This window comes from Varibaculum cambriense (genome assembly GCF_032557235.1).
Taxonomy (GTDB): Bacteria; Actinomycetota; Actinomycetes; order Actinomycetales; family Actinomycetaceae; genus Varibaculum; species Varibaculum cambriense_C.
Genome location: NZ_JAWGMB010000001.1, coordinates 293,067 through 313,271, shown reverse-complemented (window position 1 = coordinate 313,271; position 20,205 = coordinate 293,067). Strand labels below are relative to the sequence as shown.

The following is a 20,205-nucleotide window of genomic DNA, read 5'->3' as shown; positions in this document are numbered from 1 at the left end:
TGTCAGGTTACTCAGAAACGTTGCCCCAATCCAACCAGGTTGAAACCATGCCGCCTAGCCTTTGCTTTTTGCAGGGCTTTACTAATCCGGGAGCGACGCCGAAAATCGATCACCGGCCACCCGCGCTGCAAAGCGCGCACCCGCAGCCAAATATCGGGATTGATAGCCGAAGGCTTGCCCACCAGGGTTAATAGCGGCATATCGTTATCGGAATCTGAATATGCAAAACAGGATTGAAGGTCGTATCCCCGCTCTGCCGCCAGCGCCACTACCTGATCTCGCTTGCCTTGGGCGTGCATAAGTTCTGATTCTAGACGCGCCTCGTAAACCCCGTCTTTCACCGCAACTTGGGTGCCGATGCCACCGGTAATTCCCAGACGCGCAGCCAACATTTGGGGAAGTTCCGAGGGCGCGGCGGAGATCAACCAAATATCATGCCCGGCTGCCTGATGTCGTTTTATCAGTCCTTGTGCCTGCGGGAAAAGCTTTTTCTCTAATCGGTCGCATACCCGCTGCGAGATCGCCATAATCTCTTGGCAAGTATGCCCGGCCATAACCTGTAAAGCCCGGGTTTTTACCTGCTCGATACGCTTTTGATCTTCTCCCAACACCACATAGAAAAAGGCGTGACGCGCAGCAAAGAACAGGTCGGAAATCCCAAAAAATCCGTGTCTAAAAAGCTCACGAGTGAGTATCCAGGAACTAGCTCCCCGAATGACGGTTTCGTCAAGATCGAAGAAGGCTGCTACCTTCGGTTCTCCGCTCACGCCTCTAGCCTAATGGTCTAGCTAGGTTTTGCACACTCAGTTAGCAAAAACAGTTTGCTAGGGTTGAGGATATGCAGAACCTAACCACGATTCACCTAATGCGCCACGGCGAAGTTGATAATCCGGATGGGGTTTTATATGGACGGCTGCCGGGATATCACCTAACCGATCTCGGCCGGCAAATGGCGCAGATGAGCGCAGAATATCTCCTGGAAAAGGGCGCCTATTTAGAGGCCATCGTTTCCTCTCCTCTAGAGCGCGCGGTCGAGTCTGCAACGCCGGCCTCGGATCTATTTGATCTGCCTATTCATACTGACAAACGGCTTTTAGAGTCGATGAATATGTTCGAGGGTGAAGTGGTTAACGGCAACCGTGCCGCCCTATTCCATCCGCGCAATTGGCCGCGTTACCGCAACGTTTTTCGTCCTTCCTGGTGCGAGCCTTACGCCGTCCAAGCCAGCCGAGTTACAGAAGCGGTGCGTTCTGCGCTCCATCTGCCAATTGCGGATCCTTCCCGCCTGGGTCGCTCCACCGATGGCGCTACGATTCGCGAAATTTTGGTGGTGTCTCACCAGCTTCCCATCTGGTCTTTCCGCCTGTTTGTGGAGGGTCGTCCGCTAGCACATATTCCTACCCGCCGGCAATGCGCTTTAGCCTCGCTTACTTCCCTTACTTTCTTAGGAAACACCCTGATTAGTTTGGATTATTGCGAACCGGCGGCTCCGCTGCTAGCTCAGGCTTCCGATATGGTACCGGGCACTTCCGCCGCCACTTTAAATCAAGGACACTAAACGCCTGCCGATCCCATAATGCGTAGAGTGTTTGGCTGAAAATAACCCGGCCAGCCCGGTTACTACGGCTGCGCTAAGCGCAGGTATCGCTTTAGCCTTGTGAGGACGGTTTTTCCGGAGGGTTCGCGTCCGGGTCGGCTTCGTCCTCGCCGCTGCCGCGTGAGGAGGAATCTTCCCCGCTGTCAGCGCTGTCAGCGGCGTCCTGCCCACTAACTGAGTCCTGCCGGTTTTTCGCGGCTCGCCGCAACGCCTCTTCTTCGGCTTCCCGCGCCAGCTTTTCTCGCCGCATCTTCGCCTCTAAAGAGAACAAAAAATCGGGGTTATCATCGGGCGCCTCTGGTATGTCCGGTTCTTGCGAGCGGGAACGCTCCCCGCTTCCTCGGAAAATGTCCAGCGGATTGCGGGGAATCTCTATCCTGCCGTCAGCACTTTCGGCTTTGCTCGCCCAAGAAATCACGATCCACGCTAGCGGCCCAAAAAGCGGTAATACAATAATAATCAACAACCAAAATGCCCGCGGAAGGCGCCCGGGAAGATCCGATTTATCCGTGCGCAAGCAATCCACTAGCGCGTATACCGCTAGCAGGATCTGTACGAGGGCAATAACTACCGCAGCCATGTTCCCAGCCTAGCAACTATAAATTTTTTGGTCTTTCTAAAGACCTTGGAAAGCCCACTGAACCGCTATAGCCAGCCCATACCCCAAGGTGATTTGCCCCACCTGTTTCAGGGTTTTTATCAGGGCTTTCCCCCGGGCGCCTTGCAGCACTTTCATCAGTGGCAAACTCAGCCAAATCGCCAGGGCGAGGCCAAACATTAGCGCTTCCCAACGGACACTGAAGGATATTACCCCCAGTACCAACGCTGCATATAGATAACAGGCAAACAGATAGCGCGAGCCCTTATCCCCTAACTTCACCGCTAGCGTATTTTTTCCGCTCTGGCGGTCTCCGGGGATATCGCGCAGATTATTTACTAACAATAGGGCGCAAGAAAGCAGCCCGATACCACTGGCCGCTGTCCAGGTGCGCCACGGCAACATATGGGCATGCACCCAGATAGTTCCCTGCACCGCCAAAAGACCGAAAAAGGCAAACACCATCACTTCGGATATCCCAGGCAGATAGCCGTAAGGATGCTTTCCTCCGGTATAGAACCACGCCGCCAGGGCAGCCAGCACCCCTAGGCCAATCAATCCGTAGCTACCTGCCCAGACACAAAGGGCAATTCCACAAATCCCTCCGAACGCATAGCAGCTCAAGGCCGCCAGCAACACCGTGCGGGGAGCGGCTAATCCCGCACCCGTCAGGCGCTGGGGCCCCACCCGTTTCCCGCTCGCATCGGTGCCGCGGATTCCATCGGAATAATCATTGGAAAAATTCACGCCTACCTGGAAAGATAGCGCTACTAACAGTGCTAATACTGATTTTCCTAGAGAGGCGTTTCCCAGGCCAATCGCCCCGCCAATCCCCATAATCACCGGCGCCAGGGAGGCGGGTAAGGTTTTCGGGCGGGCGGCTTCAATCCATTGTGAACCAGTTGCCATTACGGCTTAGATTCCTTTCTATTCGCGGTACATTATCGCATTTCTTCGTTTTCACAGTAATGAAACTTCTTTGACTGTCGCCGGATTATCTAATCCAGGCTTCCCCGGATGCCACTCGCTGGGTAGCCAGTTGCCGGCAGGCGCTGCGATCAACCTTTCCCTGCAAATCAGTAGGAATCTCATTTACGAGGACGAGGGCACGGGGAGCATGTGCTCGATCCAACTGGCCGGTCACCAGGGATCGTACCAGCATCGCTAAATCGGTGGATGGTTCGGACTCATCCTCTGTAGGAACCGTGGCGCTATAGGGACGGTCTCCTCCTTCGGGACGGTTGCCGCTCCCAGTGATCTCAGTTGCCGCGATTTCCATTTCTTCTAAATCGCCCTCTAGATCATCGGGCAGAGCTACCGGAGCGGAGGGGGCAATATCGGCAGCTGGGAAGACAATTTCTCCTTCGGAAGTGGGATTAGCGGTTCCCCGCGCTACCTCGTAGATTCCGGCCGGTAGTTCCCCGGTTTCTGCGGCGGCAACCACATCTACATCGGCTCCCCTGATCTTGGCGGCCATGGCGGCCATCGCCGCTTCCAAGGGAGTTAATTGCGGCTTCGATTCCTCTTCCTTAGTGGAAGGAAGCCCGGCCAGGTCTCGTACTTTCTCAGCATCAATTTTTAGGGTGGATCCGCGCGAAAACCCTGTCGAAACCGCTGGTTTTACCGCCAAATTATGCTGGGGATTTAGCAGCTGCTCAGCGATATCGGATGCCGGCTTAATGACCGCAGTAACCAGGGAACCCCATCTGGGATCAGGCACCCCCACCACTACTACCTTGTCAACCTGCGGTAGATCCTGAATTACTCGTTCCACCAGGGAGGCTTGGATATGTACCCCCGCAGTGGCTATTACGTCGCGCATTTTTCCGTCCACTATTAGACGCGACCCGCGCATATGACCCGCGTCTTTGCTGCGCAGCCAACGCCTCCGTCCCCGCGTAACCCACTCGACCTGTCCCGGTTTACCCAGATAACCGGCCATCATACAGATCCCAGATAGCCAAATCCGATCCCCGATAGTGGCCACGTGCACGCCGGCAACCGGTTTACCATCCAGCACGCACAGTCCGCACGATTCGGGGATCCCGTAGCCGGGAATAATATCTATTCCCGCTTCTCTCGCGGCGCGCCCCAGACGATCATGACTAGTTAAACCGGTAACTATCAGTGCCGATACTTCGCTCAGTGCGCTGCGCTGTGCAGGAGGGATGTCCAGGAGCTGGGAGAGCTGTTCCTTAGTGATCTGCATATAAATAGGAGCCTGATCTTTGTCGCTGCGATCCTTCGCTCGCTCCACCGCCCTCACAATCTCGAGGGCACCAGCTGGTGTGGTTTTGGCGGCAATGATCGGAGGAATATTTACCGCAATGGCTCGGGCCAGAGTCATAATCCCGTCGATCTCAGTGACCGGAGCGGTAAGAACCCAGCGTCCCGGCCTACCTATCGCGGAATTTACTGCTTCCGCCATATTTTTAATGCCGAGCTGCGAGTAGCAAATAACGGCGCCACCTGCCGGTGCCGGCAGGGCTAAGACCGCGGATTCCGGCACCTGGTGCTTGCGGGTTTCATAGTCTGTCAGCCCCTTCGGACGACCCATACTCTTCGGGAAAGGGAACAGTACCTGAGATTTTTTCAGACGAGTGCGATTTAGATTGGGAGGGAAATCTTCATCCCCTGTCATTTGTTTAGCTAGCGCAGAAAGCAAAGTGGAGACATCTGCCGAAGAATCAGCTATCGGCAGGTAATGAAAAGGAGAAAAGATTTCCATCGCGACTTCCTGAAAGTTAAGTAATGTCGAATGCTATTCTAGCCTGTCATTAGCTTCGAGTTCTTAAAACTCCGTAACCTCAGCGACGGTTAAAGCTACAGCATGTAGCATTTTATGACTTGTAGCACATTAAAAAGATTAGGCTTCTTCCATCTTTTTGCTATACTTATAGAAGCCGGTCGCTCCGGCTATTTTAGGGGAACGTGTGTCAAGATAACCCCTAAACTACAACCTAGAGTCGGTTCCGCATTAGCGCAGGAGGGAGCGCGCGGAACCGGCTCTAGGCATTTAAACTCCACTTACTTTCCGCCGCTGACTGTCTGCTACCTGCCGATCAGGGTGCACTTGATGCGAGTGCGCCTTGCGGCATTAGCCCACAGATCACTACAGGCGGCTGGTGGATACTATTTACTCTGCGCTAATCCAGTAAGATCTCTGCTACTTGGGATAATACCTGGGAGGCGCCACCAGACACCCGCACGTCCGCAAGAGAATCAGCGGCAGTCGGTCCGCGATTAATCACCGCTACGTTGGCGCCGGTTCCCCAGGCCTCCCGCAACACCCATAGTCCGGTTAAAACTGCCAGGGAGGTTCCCACTGCCAGCACCACGTCGGCTTCTCGCGCCGCCGCGAAAGAATGATCCATGGCCTCTCCCGGTAGCGCTTCCCCGAAAAACACGATTCCCGGTTTAATAATCCCGCCGCAACGCGGACAAGACAGCAGGTTGAACTGGCAGGCGCGTGCCGCCTGCTCATCGGCAGCCGCTAGCACTGCCACGTTTTTGGGGTCGGGATCGTCTTTTACGTCCGGATTAAGTTTGCGTAACTCCTGGTCAATATGTTCGCGCGAAAATACTGCTCCGCAGCCTAGGCATTGGACGTCCTCAAAAGTTCCGTGCAACAGCTGCACATTCTTACAGCCCGCTTTCCGATCTAGGCCGTCGACGTTCTGGGTGGCGATGCAGTTAATCAGCCCCGCCTCCTCTAGCCGCGCTAAAGCGTAGTGCCCCGGGGTGGGCTGCAGCCGCGCTACCGTTTTCCAGGTTTCTTGATTTCGCCGCCACACCCATTTTTGCCAATAAAGCTCGCCTAAAAACTGATCCATATCGACAGTAGGCATCCCGGAAGAACCGGTGCCGCGATAATCCGGAATCCCGGCATCGGTAGACATGCCCGCTCCCGCGACCACAATCGTTTTTTTGCCGGACATCAAATCCGCTATGGCCTGGGCTCCCGCCTTTTCATCAGTAATGAACTCGCTCACGTTTTGCCTCCCGCCCTCAGGTTACCCCGTTTAGAGGAAGATTACCGGGGAGGCAACCAGCGTCAACCGGTCTCGCGCTTTTTAACCTCGAAAATTTGCTGGTTAACCTGGTAAGTTATGGCTATTGTCAATAGGAGTCGCCTATTTGCCGGCAAACCCCGCTACAATTGGGGAAGGCAATTATCGATGCCGTCTGCAAGAAAGGAAGGGCATCCCTGTGAGACCGACACACATTCTGATTCTAATTCTGGTGTTAATCATTGTTTTTGGAGCCTCGAAACTACCCGATATTGCCCGCAATATCGGCAAATCTGCAAAGGTTTTGAAGTCCGAACTTTCGGATCTTAGTGAAGACGACAACACCAAGCAGGTAGCGGCAGGAACTCAGAACCCCCAAATTCCAGCTGCTCCTTCTTCTCCGGCTCCCACGCAGAACGCACAGACTTCCTCTCCGGAAGTAGTCAGCGGGCAGTCCGACACCGCGGATCCGCCGGAAACCAAATAGTTCTCTAACCCGATGCCGGGACAAAAAAAGAACAACCCGCAAGCCCGTATGCGGGTAAGCGAACACCTGATAGAACTGCGCAAACGCTTACTACTGGCGCTGGCCGGGATACTTGTAGCCTCGATTGGCGGCTGGTTCTTAGTTACCCCTACCTTGAACTGGATGCAAGCACCGCTGCTGGCCGTCAGTGAGCAAGCTCCGCAACTAAACTTCCAAACGATTGGCGCCGCCTTTGATATGCGGATTCAGGTCTCGCTTTGGCTAGGAGTATTGATTTCTGCGCCCTGGTGGATTTACCAAATTGGTGCCTTTATCGCTCCAGGATTGAAGCGTAAAGAAAAAATCTATATCGCCAGTTTTGGTTTAGTAGGAGTATTACTTTTCAGCGGCGGCGCCCTCTCTGGGATATGGGTGATCCCCAAGGCAGTAGCAATCCTTAACTCTTTCACTCCCGACGGAGCCTTAATGCTGCTAAGGGCAGATTCCTATATCACCTTCTTTATGCGGATGGTACTGGCCTTCGGCCTGTCCTGCCTGGCGCCCGAAATCTTGGTGGCGCTGAACTTTATGGGGGTACTGAAAGCAAAAACCATGCTAAAAGGCTGGCGGTGGGCAGTGGTACTGGCCGCTGTTTTCTCGGCGGTTGCCAATCCCCTACCCACTGCCTGGCCGATGATCGTACAGATGTCGGCCTTAATCGGACTCTACCTATTGGCAGTCGGAATCTCCGCTATCAACGACTGGATTAAAGCCGGAGGTAGCCTGCACTCTCGCTTCGGTAAGATTTTGCGAAAACGGAAGCATTCCGAGGCATCCTCCGCTTCTAAGCAATAATGATTGCTCGAAATCCGCGCCTATTTTCGTGAGATACGTCCTCAGAAAACAAAGCCCTAGCAAAGATTATCTTCCCTGGTATCGTTAATACTTGACACGGAAACGCGGCCTTAATCCGGTCGCAGCAAGCGAAAGGGGAACATGTTGGCCGGCAACAGCAAAAAAGACGACCCAGAAAAGATGGCACAGATGCACCGCTGGTTAGACCAGGTGCGTGCAGACCTGCAATTAGAAGATAATCCCCTGGAAGCGGTGGAATCAGAACTGCTGTCTCTGATTGGAACCGTAGCGCATGGCCCTTCCCGCCCGGGTGCCCCTTTGACTGCCTTTCTTGCCGGATATCTAGCTGGTCAGGGCGCTGATGCCAAGCAGGTTATTGCCCAGCTGCAAGAACTAGCTAGCAACTGGCAAGACTAGCTACCTAGCATCAAACAGCAGATATCGGGTCGGGAGGGGTAATGCGCGTCGAATCTGGGGGTGAGGAATCCTCGCCCCAGCTAGTTGATCTTTGGGGACGGGTAGCCGCAGACCTGCGACTATCGGTTACCGACCGTTGTAACTTGCGCTGCAGTTACTGCCTTCCCGAGGACGCCGACACCTGGATTCCCCGTCAAGATTTACTGACTCCCGCCGAGATCAGGCGCCTTACCCAGGTGGCACTGTCTCTAGGAATTCGTAAAGTTCGTTTAACCGGAGGCGAACCTCTTTTACGCCCCGATTTATCCGAGATTATCCACCAGATTCGCCAGGCGTTCACGCAGGCGAGCCTGCCTGCTGATATCGCGCTGACTACCAACGCTATCGGTTTAGCTCCCCGGCTAGATTCTCTGGTAAACGCGGGTTTAGGGCGCATCAACATTTCTTTAGACACCTTGGATCCCGGCCGCTATCACGCGCTCGCAAAACGCGACCGTTTTCCCGAGGTGGCCACGGCTCTGGAAAAACTACCCGGTAGCGGCCTAGAACCCACAAAACTTAACTCAGTGATTTTAGATCAGCAGTCCCTAGAGGAAATACCGGATCTAGTTCGCTTTGCGCTGCGGCGCGGATTCCAATGGCGCGCGATCGAGTTTATGCCGATTGGCCCCTTAGGGGATTCGGCTACGGTGCGTCCCCATGCTCGCGACATCCTCGCGCGCCTGCAGGAAAGTTTTTCGCTCACCCCGATTGAAACCGACCCGGCGGCTCCGGCGCGCCGTTGGAACGTGGCAGCCGGCAGCGACCATCCCGCCGGGATTATCGGGGTTATTGCCTCCGAGTCTTCGCCCTTCTGCGCTACCTGTGACCGCACCCGCCTGTCTGCTGATGGCAAGGTTTATTCCTGCCTGTTTTCTTTATCTTTTGTCGATTTACTTGCTCCTATGCGTCAAGGTGCCTCTAACGACGAGCTGGCTCAGCTTTGGCTAGCTGCCCAGGCAGCTAAGCCTGCCGGTCACCGTGAAATAGCGGCGCCAGGACGCAGAACCTATTCCCTCTCTCAGATTGGAGGCTAAAGCGTGGTTACCGTACGTTTTTTCGCCGGAGCTGCCCAGGCAGCAGGAGTTGATAGCGCCCAGGTTACGGCGGCTGCCCACCAAACTTTGCGGGAAATCGCGCAAGCTGCCAGCAGTAATAATCTGGCACCGATTCTAGAGGTTAGTTCCTTCCTAGTGGACGGCGCCCTCGCCGATGGCGACACCCCCCTAGGTGAATCCGCCACCAACGGCCAATTGGATGTACTTCCCCCGTTTGCGGGTGGTTAGGAGTCGCACCCAATTGTGCACGGGGGAGAAGTTTTTCCTCCCGCCCTGTGTTGCGGGTCTGGCTCGGTAAAAGCACTCCGGGGACCCCGTGAGCTTCGCAAGGCTCAGCTCAAGCCCCTCTCGTATCTTTTACCGGCCGCGACCCGCTCAATAATTGCCAAATCATTTTTCAATTTTTTACGTATTACGCCCAAACAAAGGATCCGATTGATTGCCAGGTATCCGATATTTAGCCTTTCGACTACTAAGCGGTCTAGCCTGATCGGATAAAACTTCTCCCCCACGCTAGGGTTGCAAGCACCGCCTCGCCATTGAGCGCCTGGTATTTCGGGCAGTTCCCCCATGCAAGGGATGCTTCCGGTTACCGAAAAGGGAGAAATCCACTTAGCCTGCAAGAACGGATTTATGCCTGAGGACAAACAGAAAACCACATTCCAAGGATTCGGATACGCATTAGCTCATCTATTTGCAGCCATTTCTATTTTCTCTGTGCTGGTCAACCTGTCCCCGAGCAAGGGTCGCGGCAGGAAAATTGATCAGTAGCGGGAGTAGATTTTATCCGAGTAGGTGCGGTGGGCATAAGAATTTGGGCACTATAGCACCCGGGCGGATTTATGCCTCAGGACAAACAGAAAACCACATTCCAAGGGTTCGGATACGCACCAGTTCACCTATTTGCAGCCATTTCTTTTTCATATATTGGTCAATCTGTCCCCACACTAGGGTCGCGGCCAGGAATAGTAATCAGTAGCGGGGGAGGAGATTCTCCCGAGTGGGCGCGGTGGGCATAAGAATTCGGAAAATGTTGCTACATTTTCCAAATTCTTGGGCAGGAGGGAGATTCTCCTCCCCCGCTCAACTACGACTTTTACCGAGACAGACCCGGAACTCTAAGGACAGTTTGACCAGTGGTTACTTCCATTGGAGAAGTATTGATCCTTCCAGATCGGCACCTGCGCCTTGATTTGGTCAACGATTTCGGCAGCCACTTTGAAAGCTGCCTTTCGATGCGGGGCATCAACTACCACTAGCAGGGCGGTTTCTCCGATCTCTAGCCGCCCGATCCGGTGGCGTACAAAAACTGCATCCAAACTTTCAGCGTTATCTCCCGCTGCCTCCGGGGAAAGCGCGTCCTCGCCCTCGGAAAGGACAAGTTTAATCGCGTCCCGGACGGCTTTAAGCAGAAATTTTTCGGCCTCCGGATGGGCGGAATAAATCAGGTGGGTTACTCCTTGACCGCCATCGTGGTTACGGACGCATCCGTTAAAGACCACGCGCGCGCCACTAGTAGCCGGAATATCCGCTAGCCCTATGGATGAACTCGGATCTGCTAGGGATTCTTGTGTCATTTTTACATCGAATAGCATCTGCCCCCCTCCTGAAGCGCTCTACCGGTATTGTATAAGGCAGTAGCTACGGAAAAGGAGGCATATGGTTTCTGAACGGGATCGCCTCACCGCCACCGTGGACGGGATCGGCGAGCGCGGAATTGATTCTTTGCAGGCCGCGCGGATTTTGGTGGTAGGCGCGGGTGGTTTAGGCTCGCCTGCCCTGGCCTATTTGAGTGCCGCGGGGGTCGGCACCTTGGGTATTTCTGATCCCGATCGGGTCGAACAATCGAATCTGCAACGCCAAGTAATCCATCCCGCTTCTAGCTTGGGGCAGGTGAAATCGGTGTCAGCCGCGGCCACCGTCCATGCCTTGAATCCAAATGTGCGGGTGCAATTGGAACCGAAGATCACTGCTGATAATGCTCGCAGTATTATTAGCGCCTATGACTTGGTGATTGATGCGACTGATAATTTTTCCGCGAAATATTTACTCGCGGATACTTGCTCCGAGGTGGGGCGCCCGCACCTGTGGGGAACTTTAGTAGCGATGAATTTTCAGATTTCCGTGTTCGCCGAGGGACTTACTTTACGGGATCTATATCCGGCGCCTCCTCCCGCGGGAACTACCCCCACTTCGCGGGTAAATGGCGTGTTGGGAGCGGTTTGCGGGCAGGCCGGATCGGTTCTGGCAACTGAAGCTATCAAAATGATTGTGGGAGTAGGCGAGCCGCTGCTTGGAAAGCTCTTAATCGTCGATGCCGCCAGCGGAAAATGGAATGTGGTGCATTTTGGGAACGCAAACCATAAACAAGCAACGGTATCCGGAAAGGATAAATAATTATGAAACCGGTAGATGAATACCTGAACCAGGTGTTAACCCAGGTTAATTCGCTTCCACCTACGGTGATGCCGGTGGCGGAGGCTTTGGGCACCACTTTGGCGGAAGATGTTTTTGCCCGTTTCCCGGTACCACCTTTTACTAATTCCGCTATGGATGGGTTCGCGGTGCGTTCCTGCGATCTGCCGGACGTCCTCGAAAATACGTCGATCCCGGCGGCTACGCAAACAGAAAAAACTGCAGAGCCTGTGCCTGCTGCTACGCCCAGCCAAAGCGAATTACCCAGCGCCCCGGGGGATGATGGAGCCCAAATAACTTTGCCTTTAACTCTGCCCGTGGAAGCCGATATTCCCGCTGGTGATAACGGGGATTATCAACTCAGTCCCGGGCATGCTATCCGGATTATGACTGGCGCACGGATGCCGGCTGGCGCCGATACCGTGATTAAAGTCGAGGACACTACCCTGCCGGCTGGCCCACTTGACCTACCTAAAGAGGTCACGATTGAGCGTTGTCCGCGCGCAGGCGCCAACGTACGCAAGGCGGGCGAGGACGCCGCCGTGGGTGACCTGGTACTAGCGGCGGGAACAGTTCTTACTCCCGCGGCACTTTCTTCTGCGGTTTCGATTGGTTATTCAGAGTTGCCAGTTTATCGCCGCCCGCGAGTGGCAGTAATCTCTACCGGACTGGAGCTGCGTCCGGCAGGCGCGACCCTGAAGGGAGCGCAAATCCCAGACTCGAATTCGGTGCTGCTAGAGGCGTTGTTGCGTCGCCAAGACGTTGTTGTGTCGGGGGTTTACAGTTCCGATGATGAACCGGAAGTGTTTGCGAAAACCTTGCAGCAAGCTGCCCAGGGAGCGGATTTGATTGTCACCACTGGTGGAGTGAGTGCGGGTGCCTATGACGTGGTTAAACAAGTTGGCTTATCGGGAGGTTTAGCGTTTACCAAAGTGGCGATGCAGCCGGGTAAACCGCAGGGCTTTGGCACTATTTCCGCCCCCGATGGCGCCGATGTCTATGTGGCAACGTTGCCGGGTAACCCGGTCAGCGTGTTTGTGTCTTTCCACGTATTTGTGCGTCCGGTTTTGGCCGCTCTATCTGGCAAAGAGGGGCGTGCGGCGTTGCAGACTCGCGCCGCCACTACTACGGTGGCCTGGAAGTCCCCTGCCGGTAAACGTCAGTTCGTGCCGGTACATTTGACCGAGGCGGAGCGGGTAGGCGATACCCCCACGGTTACCCCGACTCACCGTCTGGGGGCGCGTTCGCACTTTGTGGCTTCCCTGCATCAAGCGAATGCGCTGGCAATCGTACCGGAGGACGTAACCGAAGTGGAGCAATGGAGTCTGGTAGATGTGTTGCCCTGTTAGGGACACATTTATAGCACCATAGGCCGATCCGGGCACCAGGAAAGAAGGAACAGTTATGGGAGACAAAGAGGCACAGCACTTACCTCATTTAAACGCGTCTGGACAGGCGCATATGGTGGATATTACTGGCAAAGAGCCCACGGTGCGCGAGGCGCGGGCACGAGCTTTTGTGCAGTGTTCACCCCAGATCATGGCGGCATTGCGAGCTGGTGAAGTCCCGAAAGGGGATGCTTTAGCGGTGGCACGTATCGGCGGAATCGCGGCCTCCAAACGTACCCCCCTGCTGCTGCCCTTGGCGCACCCGATTGGGGTGCATTATTGCGCGGTGGATATCCGCCTGGCTGAGGAAGGGGTCGAGATCCTCGCTACCTGCCGCACTGCTGACCGCACCGGAATCGAGATGGAAGCACTAACCGCTGCCTCCGTGGCCGCTTTGAACCTGATTGACATGGTGAAAGGGGTAGACAAAATGGTCTCTATCCGCGAATGTTACGTCCTGGAAAAACGAGGAGGTCGCTCGGGAACTTGGGTGCGTCCGGGATGTGAGCATGACGGCACGGGACGGGATGTGAGTCATGGCTAGTTCACCGCAGCATCTCAATGGGATGATTGTGCTGGCAGGCGGGACGGGCAAACGCCTGGGCGGGCGCAGTAAACCTGATCTGCTGATTGCCGGGGATCGCCTTATCAGCTGGACACTGTCTTTCTTGCCGAAGGTTCCCACCGTGGTGGTGGCTCCGGAGGAGGTTGAGGTTCCCGAAAAGATTTTCCTCACTATGGAGGAGCCGCCCGGTTCGGGACCGGCAGCCGGGATAGTTGCGGGCTGGCACCGTTTAGCTGACTCGTTCGTGTTTTCGCCCTCCGATATTATCGGGGTTTGCCCGGTAGATGCTCCGCTTTCCGGTTTTGCTTTGCGGCAGCTTAGCCGGCAACTCCAGGAGATGAATGAAGACGGATCTAGCAAAGAAAAAATTCTTTTAGGGCAAGTCGGAGAGGTTACCCAATATGTCCTAGGGGCGTTTACCGTGAGGGCACTCATGGAGATGGCGCGATCTAATCCCCTAAACCGTTCAGTGCGGGGATTGCTAGGTGAAATCGGTTTTTCCACCCGTGAGATTTCCGCTAATTATGCCCGCGACGTGGACACTCCGGCAGATATTCTCCCGGTGACTGAACTGCTACGTATTTCCCGTTAGCTGCGCGAGACTGCTAGTTCGGGTTGAGCGCGGGAGTTGATTGCTCCTCCAATAGCCTTGCTCTTTGCGCGAGGGAGTAGATTGCTCCTCCTGCCCAAGAATTTGGAAAACGTAGCGCCGTTTTCCAAATTCTTATGCCCACCGCGCCCACTCGGAACAATCTACTCCCTCGCAAGGGTCGCGGCCGGTAAAAGATACGAGAGGGGCTTGAGCCGAGCTTGGCGAGGCTCATGGGGTCCCCGGAGTGCTTTTACCGAGCCAGACCCTTGAGCGCTAGGCAGGAGGAAAAAGTTTTGCCTGCTCCGGATGAAACAGGTCTCCGGTTATTCCAGAGGGAAGGCTTCGGGATCTAGCTGCTCTAAAAGGTGGGGCAATAACGGACCGAGGACGCTCAGGGTGTCGCGGACTCCTCCCCGAGAGCCGGGCGCATTGGCCACGATCGCACCCTTGGCGCCGCGTGCGGTGATTCCCACCAGGGCGCGCGAAAGCGAAGCGAGCGGAGTGGCTTTTAAACCCTGCTGACAGATTTGCCAGGCAATCCCGTCCAAACGCGCCTCTAGCAAGGGGGCAGTAGCTTCCGGGGTCAGGTCACGTGCGGTAATCCCGGTACCGCCGGTAGTGATTATTACCCGCGCTCCCTCAGCAATAGCGGCGCGAATCTCCTTTTGCACCGACTCGATTCCATCGCTTACTATCCGCACCCGATCAACATCGATTCCGTACTTACCCAACAGCTCTTGCGCTAGCGGCCCCGACTTATCTGAACGTTCACCGTTTTTACAACGATCTGAAACAGTTATTACCGCCCCTACGGCACGACCGCGTAATTTTTGCAGTTTTTTCTCTTTTAAATGCGCATGCGGGTCTACTGACAAGGCGAATTCCTCCTACAAATTACGCAAATGCAAGCTTGCGATTACCTGGATATTTTTCCACAAACTGGGTCATCACCATACAAAATAATGTTGCGTTAACCTGCATATACTATTCCGAGGAATCATAACACGGAAGTTGCGAGAAAAATTTGAAAGACTACAGGGGTTACCCAGCATTAAAGGAAGTTTTTAGCAATGGAAGCTATGAAGAAGTCTAAATATGTACTAACCGACTGAGAACCGAACAATCCGGATAAATGGAACTCTGGGCTTGCCTGGCGCACCCTGGCGATTTCCACCTATTCCCTAATTTTGGCGTTCACTGTATGGTTCCTGGTCTCCGCAATCGCCCCCAAACTTAACGAGATCGGATTCGACCTCACCAAGGCACAGCTTTATTGGCTGACCTCGATGCCCGGTCTGTCCTGCGGGTTCTTGCGTTTAATCTATACTTTCTTGCCGCCCATCGTGGGTACCCGCAAACTGGTGGGCTGGTCTTCAATCCTCTATATGATTCCCATGTTGGGATGGTTCTTCGCGGTACAAAACCCGAACACCCCCTATTGGTGGCTACTAGCTTTAGCTTTCATGTGCGGAATCGGGGGCGGTTCCTTCTCTGGCTACATGCCTTCCACTGGATATTTCTTCCCCAAGCGACTCTCGGGGACTGCTTTGGGACTGCAAGCCGGGATCGGCAACTTGGGGATGTCAATCATTCAGCTGGTCGGCCCACTGCTAATGGGATTCTCGTTATTTGGCCTCACCTGGATGAGCCCCCAGCAGACCGCAGACGGGGCAAGTATTTGGGTATCTAACGCCGCAATCTTCTTCGTACCCTGGTGCATCGTGGCCGCTATCTTGTCCTTCACCCTGCTACGTGACGTACCGATTAAAGCCAATATCCGCCAGCAGCTCGACATCTTCAGCAACGCCAATACCTGGTACATGACAGTGCTGTATGTGATGACCTTCGGACTATTTTCGGGGCTATCGGCAGTATTCGGTCTGCTCATTAATGACAACTACGGTGCCGAATCTCCCCTGAAACTGGCGGTCACTGGCGCCTCCTTCGCCTTCCTCGGGCCGCTGATTGGCTCGGTAGTCCGCATGGCCTGGGGGCCTTTCTGCGACAAAATGGGCGGAGCGATCTGGACTTTCATTTCTGGGGTGGGAATGGCAATTACCCTAGCTGTCGCCGGATTCTACTTAAGTAACCCCCACGGCATGAGCGACTTTTATGGTTTCCTGATTGCCATGCTGGTGATGTTCTTCTTCGCTGGCCTGGGCAATGCCGGCACCTTCAAACAGATGCCGATGATTATGCCGGCTCGCCAAGCAGGCGGCGCAATCGGATTCACTGCCGCAGTAGCGTCCTTCGGTCCCTTCGTGGTGTCGGTTGCGCTCACGATGATTTCCCCGGCCGTCTTCTTCTATGGTTGCACCGTCTTTTGCATTATCGGATCGGCACTTTGCTGGTGGCAGTACGCCCGCAAGAATGCACCCTTCCCCGGATAACCAATTATTCCCGAGGGCGCAGCGTCGTCCTCGGAACCAAAACTTAGTAAGCACAAAAATCAAAGGAAAATAAAATGGCTGGTTCTTCGTTATTAAAACTAGGTGCGAAGCTTAGGCGCGGGCAGGTAAGCCAGGATGCTCGCCAAATGTTCCTGGTCGGAGGGCGCGAAGCGGATGCATTCTACCGACAACGTTTCAGCCATGACAAGGTGGTGCGCTCTACTCACGGGGTCAACTGCACCGGTTCTTGCTCCTGGCGAGTATTCGTAAAAGATGGGCTGATCACCTGGGAGGCGCAGGCAGTAGATTACCCCTCTACCGGTCCGTATATGCCCGACTATGAGCCGCGCGGCTGTCCGCGCGGAGCCGCGTTCTCCTGGTACGAATATTCCCCAACCCGGATCCGGCACCCCTATGTGCGCTCAGTACTGCTAGATGCCTACCGCAAAGCAAAGCAAACCCATCCTGATCCTGTTGATGCTTTCCGGGCAGTCGCCTCCGATCCGGCAGCCTCCGCCGCCTATAAATCGGCGCGCGGCAAGGGCGGAATGGTGCGTACCAGCTGGGAGGAAGCCCTAGAAATCGTGGCAGCCGCCAATGTGTCCACCATTAAAGACTACGGCCCAGATCGGATCGCCGGATTCTCGGTGCTCCCCGCCATGTCGATGGTTTCTTTCGGGGCAGGTGCCCGTTACTTGCAGTTAATTGGCGGGGTAAACCTATCTTTCTATGACTGGTATGCAGATCTTCCGGTAGCCAGCCCCCAGGTGTTCGGAGATCAAACCGATGTTCCCGAGGCCGGAGACTGGTTTAACTCCTCTTACCTGCTGGTTTGGGGTTCTAACCTGCCGCTCACCCGCACCCCGGATGCGCACTTCATGACCGAGGCGCGTTACCACGGGCAAAAGATGGTGTCGATTAACCCTGACTATTCTGATAACACCAAGTTTGCGGATGAATGGCTGCGGGTTAATCCCGGTACCGATGGGGCGTTGGCGACCGCGATGGGGCACGTGATTCTAAACGAGTTCCACGTGGGTAAACAGTCTCCCTATTTCTTGGACTATATGCGTAGCTATACTGACTCTCCTTTCCTAGTAAAGCTAGAAGAAACTCCCGAAGGGTTAGTGCCGGGCAAATTCTTAAGCGCTGCTGATGTTTCCAGTCTGCCGGCAGAAGTTAAAGAAAAACCAAAACCGGAGTTCCGTTTCCTGGTGATGGATGCCGACGGAGCCGTCAAGGATCCGGGTGGAACCTTGGCTGACCGTTTCACTCCGGAAGGTAAAGGTCATTGGAACCTAAAGATGGAGGGGGTAAACGCCCAGCTCAGCCTATACCAGGAGGGCGGGGAAAGCGCTGAAATCACCCTACCCCGCTTTGATCTGGTGGCCGGGGAAAACAAAGGTAGCTCTGTGGGTGCCGGCACCATTAAGCGTGGAGTGCCGGTTCGCAAGATTGACGGACACCTGGTCGCCACCGTTTACGATATTTTGCTCGCTCAATACGGAGTCAAACGCACCGGCCTTCCGGGTATTTGGGGCAAAGACTACCAGGATCCTTCTACCCCGGGGACTCCCGCTTGGGCGGAAGAAATCACTGGAGTACCAGCTAACGCCACCATCCGGATTGCTCGCGAGTTCGCGCAAAACGCCCTCGATTCTAAAGGACGCAGCCAGATTATTCTAGGCGCGGGTACTAACCACTATTTCCACTCTGACCAGATTTACCGCACCATCTTGGCACTGACTTCGATGTGCGGCACTCAAGGGGTTAACGGTGGCGGCTGGGCGCACTATGTCGGTCAGGAAAAGGTGCGGCCGATTACCGGCTGGACCCAGTATTCATTTGCTCTGGACTGGCAGCGTCCGGCGCGGCAAATGATCTCCACCGGTTTCTGGTATTTAACCACCGACCAGTGGCGTTACGATTCCCTAACCACCGACCGTTTAACTTCTCCTGCGAGTGCGGCGAAGGTTCCCACGCAAAACATCGCGGATTCTTTACTGGAAGCCACTGAACGCGGTTGGATGCCCGCATACCCGCAGTTCAACCGGTCTTCTTTGGAGCTGGGACGGCAAGCGCAAGAATCCGGGCAAAAACCTGCGGACTATGTGGCCGCACAGCTAGCTGCCGGAAAGCTAGAGTTCGCGGCTAAAGATCCGGATAACCCGGCGAACTACCCGCGCGTCCTCTTTAACTGGCGTACTAACCTGTTGGGGTCGTCTGCCAAAGGTACCGAGTTCTTCTTACGCCACATGATCGGCGCCGATAACGATGTCCAGGCCGAGGAAGTACCGGAAGACCAGCGTCCTCGTAACGTACGTTGGCGCAAGCAGGCCGCGAAAGGCAAGCTGGATTTGGTAGTGACTGCGGATTTCCGTAACACTTCCACCACTTTGCATTCTGACGTGGTACTTCCTGCCGCCACCTGGTACGAAAAGCACGATCTATCCAGTACCGATATGCACCCCTATGTGCATACTTTCAATGCGGCGATTTTGCCGCCTTGGCAAGCACGCACCGATTTTCAGTTGTTCCAAGATTTAGCACAGCTGGTCTCCAAGATGGCGGGCAATCACTTGGGTACGCAAACGGACGTGCTGGCCGCTCCCCTGGGGCATGACAGCCCAGATGAGCTGGCTAATCCCGCGGGAGTCGTGGTACCCCGGGAGGAATGTGGCTGGGTGCCGGGAGTAAATATGCCGAAGATTATCCCGATTGAGCGTGATTACACCAAGATCGGGGAGAAATTTAACTCCCTGGGGCCGGTTATCGAGAAAATGGGGATGGGCACTAAGGGTGTGCCTTTCACCCCTGATAAAGAACTGCGCGAAATGCGCGAACAGTTCGGAGAAATTGAGACTGCGATTGGCCCGCGTCCGCGCCTCGACACCGACCAGATTGCTGCCGAGTTTATTTTGAAGTTCTCGGGCACTACTAATGGACGGCTGGCTACTCAAGGCTTTGAGACTCTCACGGAAAAGGTGGGCGCCGCTGGAGATATGACCGAAATGTCGCGCGGGCACGCTGATTACCAGATCACTTTGACTGATGTGCAACAGGCTCCTAAGACAGTGGTTACTTCCCCCGAATGGTCAGGTAGTGAGCATGGAGGCCGGCGTTACACTGCATTTAGCCAAAACGTAGAGTACCTCAAACCTTGGCACACCCTCACCGGCAGGATGCACTACTATCTGGATCACGATTGGATGTGTGCCTACGGGGAATCCCTGCCCACCTATCGTCCTCCGCTAGATTTGCATCATCTCTTTGGGGAACCTGCGCCGGGCATGGTGCGCGGGGATGGTACCCTCAGCGCCGAGGTCGCAGTTCGCTACCTCACTCCTCATAACAAGTGGGCGATCCACTCCCAGTATTTCGACAACCTCTATATGCTAACTCTGGGTCGCGGCGGCCAAACCGTGTGGATGTCCCCGCAGGATGCCGCCAAGATCGGGGTACGCGATAACGAATGGATTGAAGCCCATAATCGTAACGGAGTGGTTAGCGCCCGTGCGATTGTGTCCCACCGGATCCCGGAGGGCACCGTGTTTATGCATCACGCGCAAGAACGGATTACCCACACTCCGCTTAACCAGTCAACCGGTAAACGTGGCGGTACCCATAACTCTCTGACCCGCATTTTTATTAAACCAACCCATTTGTTGGGCGGATATGGACAGTTCTCTTACGCCTTTAACTACACCGGTCCTACCGGCAACCAGCGCGACGAAGTCACCTATATTCGCCGCCGTAGCCAGGAGGTGGAGTTCTAAATGTCAGTGGCAGTTTGCATTTTCTCTAAAGGAGACCAG

Annotated in this window: 19 protein-coding genes and 1 pseudogene; 13 read left to right on the top strand and 7 right to left on the bottom strand. The window is 54.9% G+C overall.

The annotated features are described in order from the left end of the window. Window positions 1–11: 11 nt before the first annotated feature. Complete coding sequence (locus E6072_RS01310; protein ID WP_316693235.1) at window positions 12–767, bottom strand: HAD-IB family hydrolase; 756 nt, start codon at window positions 765–767, stop codon at window positions 12–14. Window positions 768–838: 71 nt separating this feature from the next. Between E6072_RS01310 and E6072_RS01305 the strand changes: the two genes are divergently transcribed. Then, window positions 839–1,558, top strand: coding sequence for a histidine phosphatase family protein (locus tag E6072_RS01305; RefSeq protein ID WP_316693234.1), 720 nt, complete (start codon window positions 839–841; stop codon window positions 1,556–1,558). 91 nt (window positions 1,559–1,649) lie between these two features. Here E6072_RS01305 and E6072_RS01300 read toward each other — a convergent pair whose 3' ends face one another. From E6072_RS01300 to E6072_RS01285, 4 genes are all read right to left on the bottom strand, one after another. Further along, a complete protein-coding gene (locus E6072_RS01300) occupies window positions 1,650–2,177 on the bottom strand; it encodes a PLD nuclease N-terminal domain-containing protein (RefSeq protein ID WP_316693233.1) in 528 nt (175 codons plus the stop codon). Window positions 2,178–2,213: 36 nt separating this feature from the next. Further along, entirely contained in the window at window positions 2,214–3,104 is an 891-nt protein-coding gene (locus E6072_RS01295) for a 1,4-dihydroxy-2-naphthoate polyprenyltransferase (RefSeq protein WP_316693232.1), read from the bottom strand. Window positions 3,105–3,189: 85 nt separating this feature from the next. Further along, a complete protein-coding gene (locus tag E6072_RS01290; protein ID WP_316693230.1) occupies window positions 3,190–4,923 on the bottom strand; it encodes a hypothetical protein in 1,734 nt (577 codons plus the stop codon). Between the two features lie 418 nt (window positions 4,924–5,341). Further along, complete coding sequence (locus E6072_RS01285) at window positions 5,342–6,187, bottom strand: SIR2 family NAD-dependent protein deacylase (RefSeq protein ID WP_399334853.1); 846 nt, start codon at window positions 6,185–6,187, stop codon at window positions 5,342–5,344. Window positions 6,188–6,404: 217 nt separating this feature from the next. On the opposite strand from E6072_RS01285, the gene tatA reads away from it, so the two are divergent. From tatA to E6072_RS01255, 6 genes are all read left to right on the top strand, one after another. Then, window positions 6,405–6,692, top strand: a complete 288-nt coding sequence (gene tatA, locus E6072_RS01280) for a Sec-independent protein translocase subunit TatA (protein ID WP_316693229.1) — start codon at window positions 6,405–6,407, stop codon at window positions 6,690–6,692. Window positions 6,693–6,704: 12 nt separating this feature from the next. Further along, on the top strand, window positions 6,705–7,526 hold the full coding sequence (gene tatC, locus E6072_RS01275) for a twin-arginine translocase subunit TatC (protein ID WP_316693228.1): 822 nt from the start codon (window positions 6,705–6,707) through the stop codon (window positions 7,524–7,526). 180 nt (window positions 7,527–7,706) lie between these two features. Continuing rightward, window positions 7,707–7,943: a DUF6457 domain-containing protein gene (locus E6072_RS01270; protein ID WP_316693226.1), complete on the top strand. Its 237-nt coding sequence runs from the start codon at window positions 7,707–7,709 to the stop codon at window positions 7,941–7,943. A gap of 41 nt (window positions 7,944–7,984) precedes the next feature. Continuing rightward, the gene (gene moaA, locus E6072_RS01265) at window positions 7,985–9,019 is read left to right on the top strand and encodes a GTP 3',8-cyclase MoaA (protein WP_316693223.1); all 1,035 of its coding nucleotides are present in this window, start codon (window positions 7,985–7,987) and stop codon (window positions 9,017–9,019) included. A gap of 3 nt (window positions 9,020–9,022) precedes the next feature. After that, window positions 9,023–9,268, top strand: a complete 246-nt coding sequence (locus tag E6072_RS01260; RefSeq protein ID WP_316074754.1) for a MoaD/ThiS family protein — start codon at window positions 9,023–9,025, stop codon at window positions 9,266–9,268. Window positions 9,269–9,610: 342 nt separating this feature from the next. Then, window positions 9,611–9,811, top strand: a complete 201-nt coding sequence (locus E6072_RS01255) for a hypothetical protein (protein ID WP_316693220.1) — start codon at window positions 9,611–9,613, stop codon at window positions 9,809–9,811. Window positions 9,812–10,158: 347 nt separating this feature from the next. On the opposite strand, the gene E6072_RS01250 is transcribed toward E6072_RS01255, so the two are convergent. Then, window positions 10,159–10,635, bottom strand: a complete 477-nt coding sequence (locus E6072_RS01250; protein ID WP_316693218.1) for a molybdenum cofactor biosynthesis protein MoaE — start codon at window positions 10,633–10,635, stop codon at window positions 10,159–10,161. A gap of 64 nt (window positions 10,636–10,699) precedes the next feature. On the opposite strand from E6072_RS01250, the gene E6072_RS01245 reads away from it, so the two are divergent. The 4 genes from E6072_RS01245 to E6072_RS01230 are packed head-to-tail and all read left to right on the top strand — an operon-like array spanning window position 10,700 to window position 14,000. Next, window positions 10,700–11,437, top strand: a complete 738-nt coding sequence (locus E6072_RS01245) for a HesA/MoeB/ThiF family protein (protein ID WP_316693215.1) — start codon at window positions 10,700–10,702, stop codon at window positions 11,435–11,437. 2 nt (window positions 11,438–11,439) lie between these two features. Continuing rightward, entirely contained in the window at window positions 11,440–12,804 is a 1,365-nt protein-coding gene (gene glp, locus E6072_RS01240) for a gephyrin-like molybdotransferase Glp (protein WP_316693214.1), read from the top strand. Window positions 12,805–12,859: 55 nt separating this feature from the next. Beyond that, window positions 12,860–13,387, top strand: coding sequence for a cyclic pyranopterin monophosphate synthase MoaC (moaC, locus tag E6072_RS01235; RefSeq protein ID WP_316693212.1), 528 nt, complete (start codon window positions 12,860–12,862; stop codon window positions 13,385–13,387). Next, window positions 13,380–14,000 carry an NTP transferase domain-containing protein gene (locus tag E6072_RS01230; protein WP_316693210.1) on the top strand — a complete coding sequence of 207 codons (621 nt, stop codon included), beginning with the start codon at window positions 13,380–13,382 and terminating at the stop codon, window positions 13,998–14,000. Before moaC ends, E6072_RS01230 begins: the two co-directional genes overlap by 8 nt. A 323-nt stretch (window positions 14,001–14,323) precedes the next feature. Here E6072_RS01230 and E6072_RS01225 read toward each other — a convergent pair whose 3' ends face one another. Next, entirely contained in the window at window positions 14,324–14,875 is a 552-nt protein-coding gene (locus E6072_RS01225) for a MogA/MoaB family molybdenum cofactor biosynthesis protein (protein ID WP_399334845.1), read from the bottom strand. A gap of 204 nt (window positions 14,876–15,079) precedes the next feature. On the opposite strand from E6072_RS01225, the pseudogene E6072_RS01220 reads away from it, so the two are divergent. Both E6072_RS01220 and E6072_RS01215 read left to right on the top strand, forming a co-directional pair. Beyond that, a pseudogene (locus tag E6072_RS01220) lies at window positions 15,080–16,390 on the top strand (nitrate/nitrite transporter). 74 nt (window positions 16,391–16,464) lie between these two features. After that, window positions 16,465–20,166 carry a nitrate reductase subunit alpha gene (locus tag E6072_RS01215; protein WP_316693208.1) on the top strand — a complete coding sequence of 1,234 codons (3,702 nt, stop codon included), beginning with the start codon at window positions 16,465–16,467 and terminating at the stop codon, window positions 20,164–20,166. The last annotated feature ends 39 nt before the right edge of the window (window positions 20,167–20,205 follow it).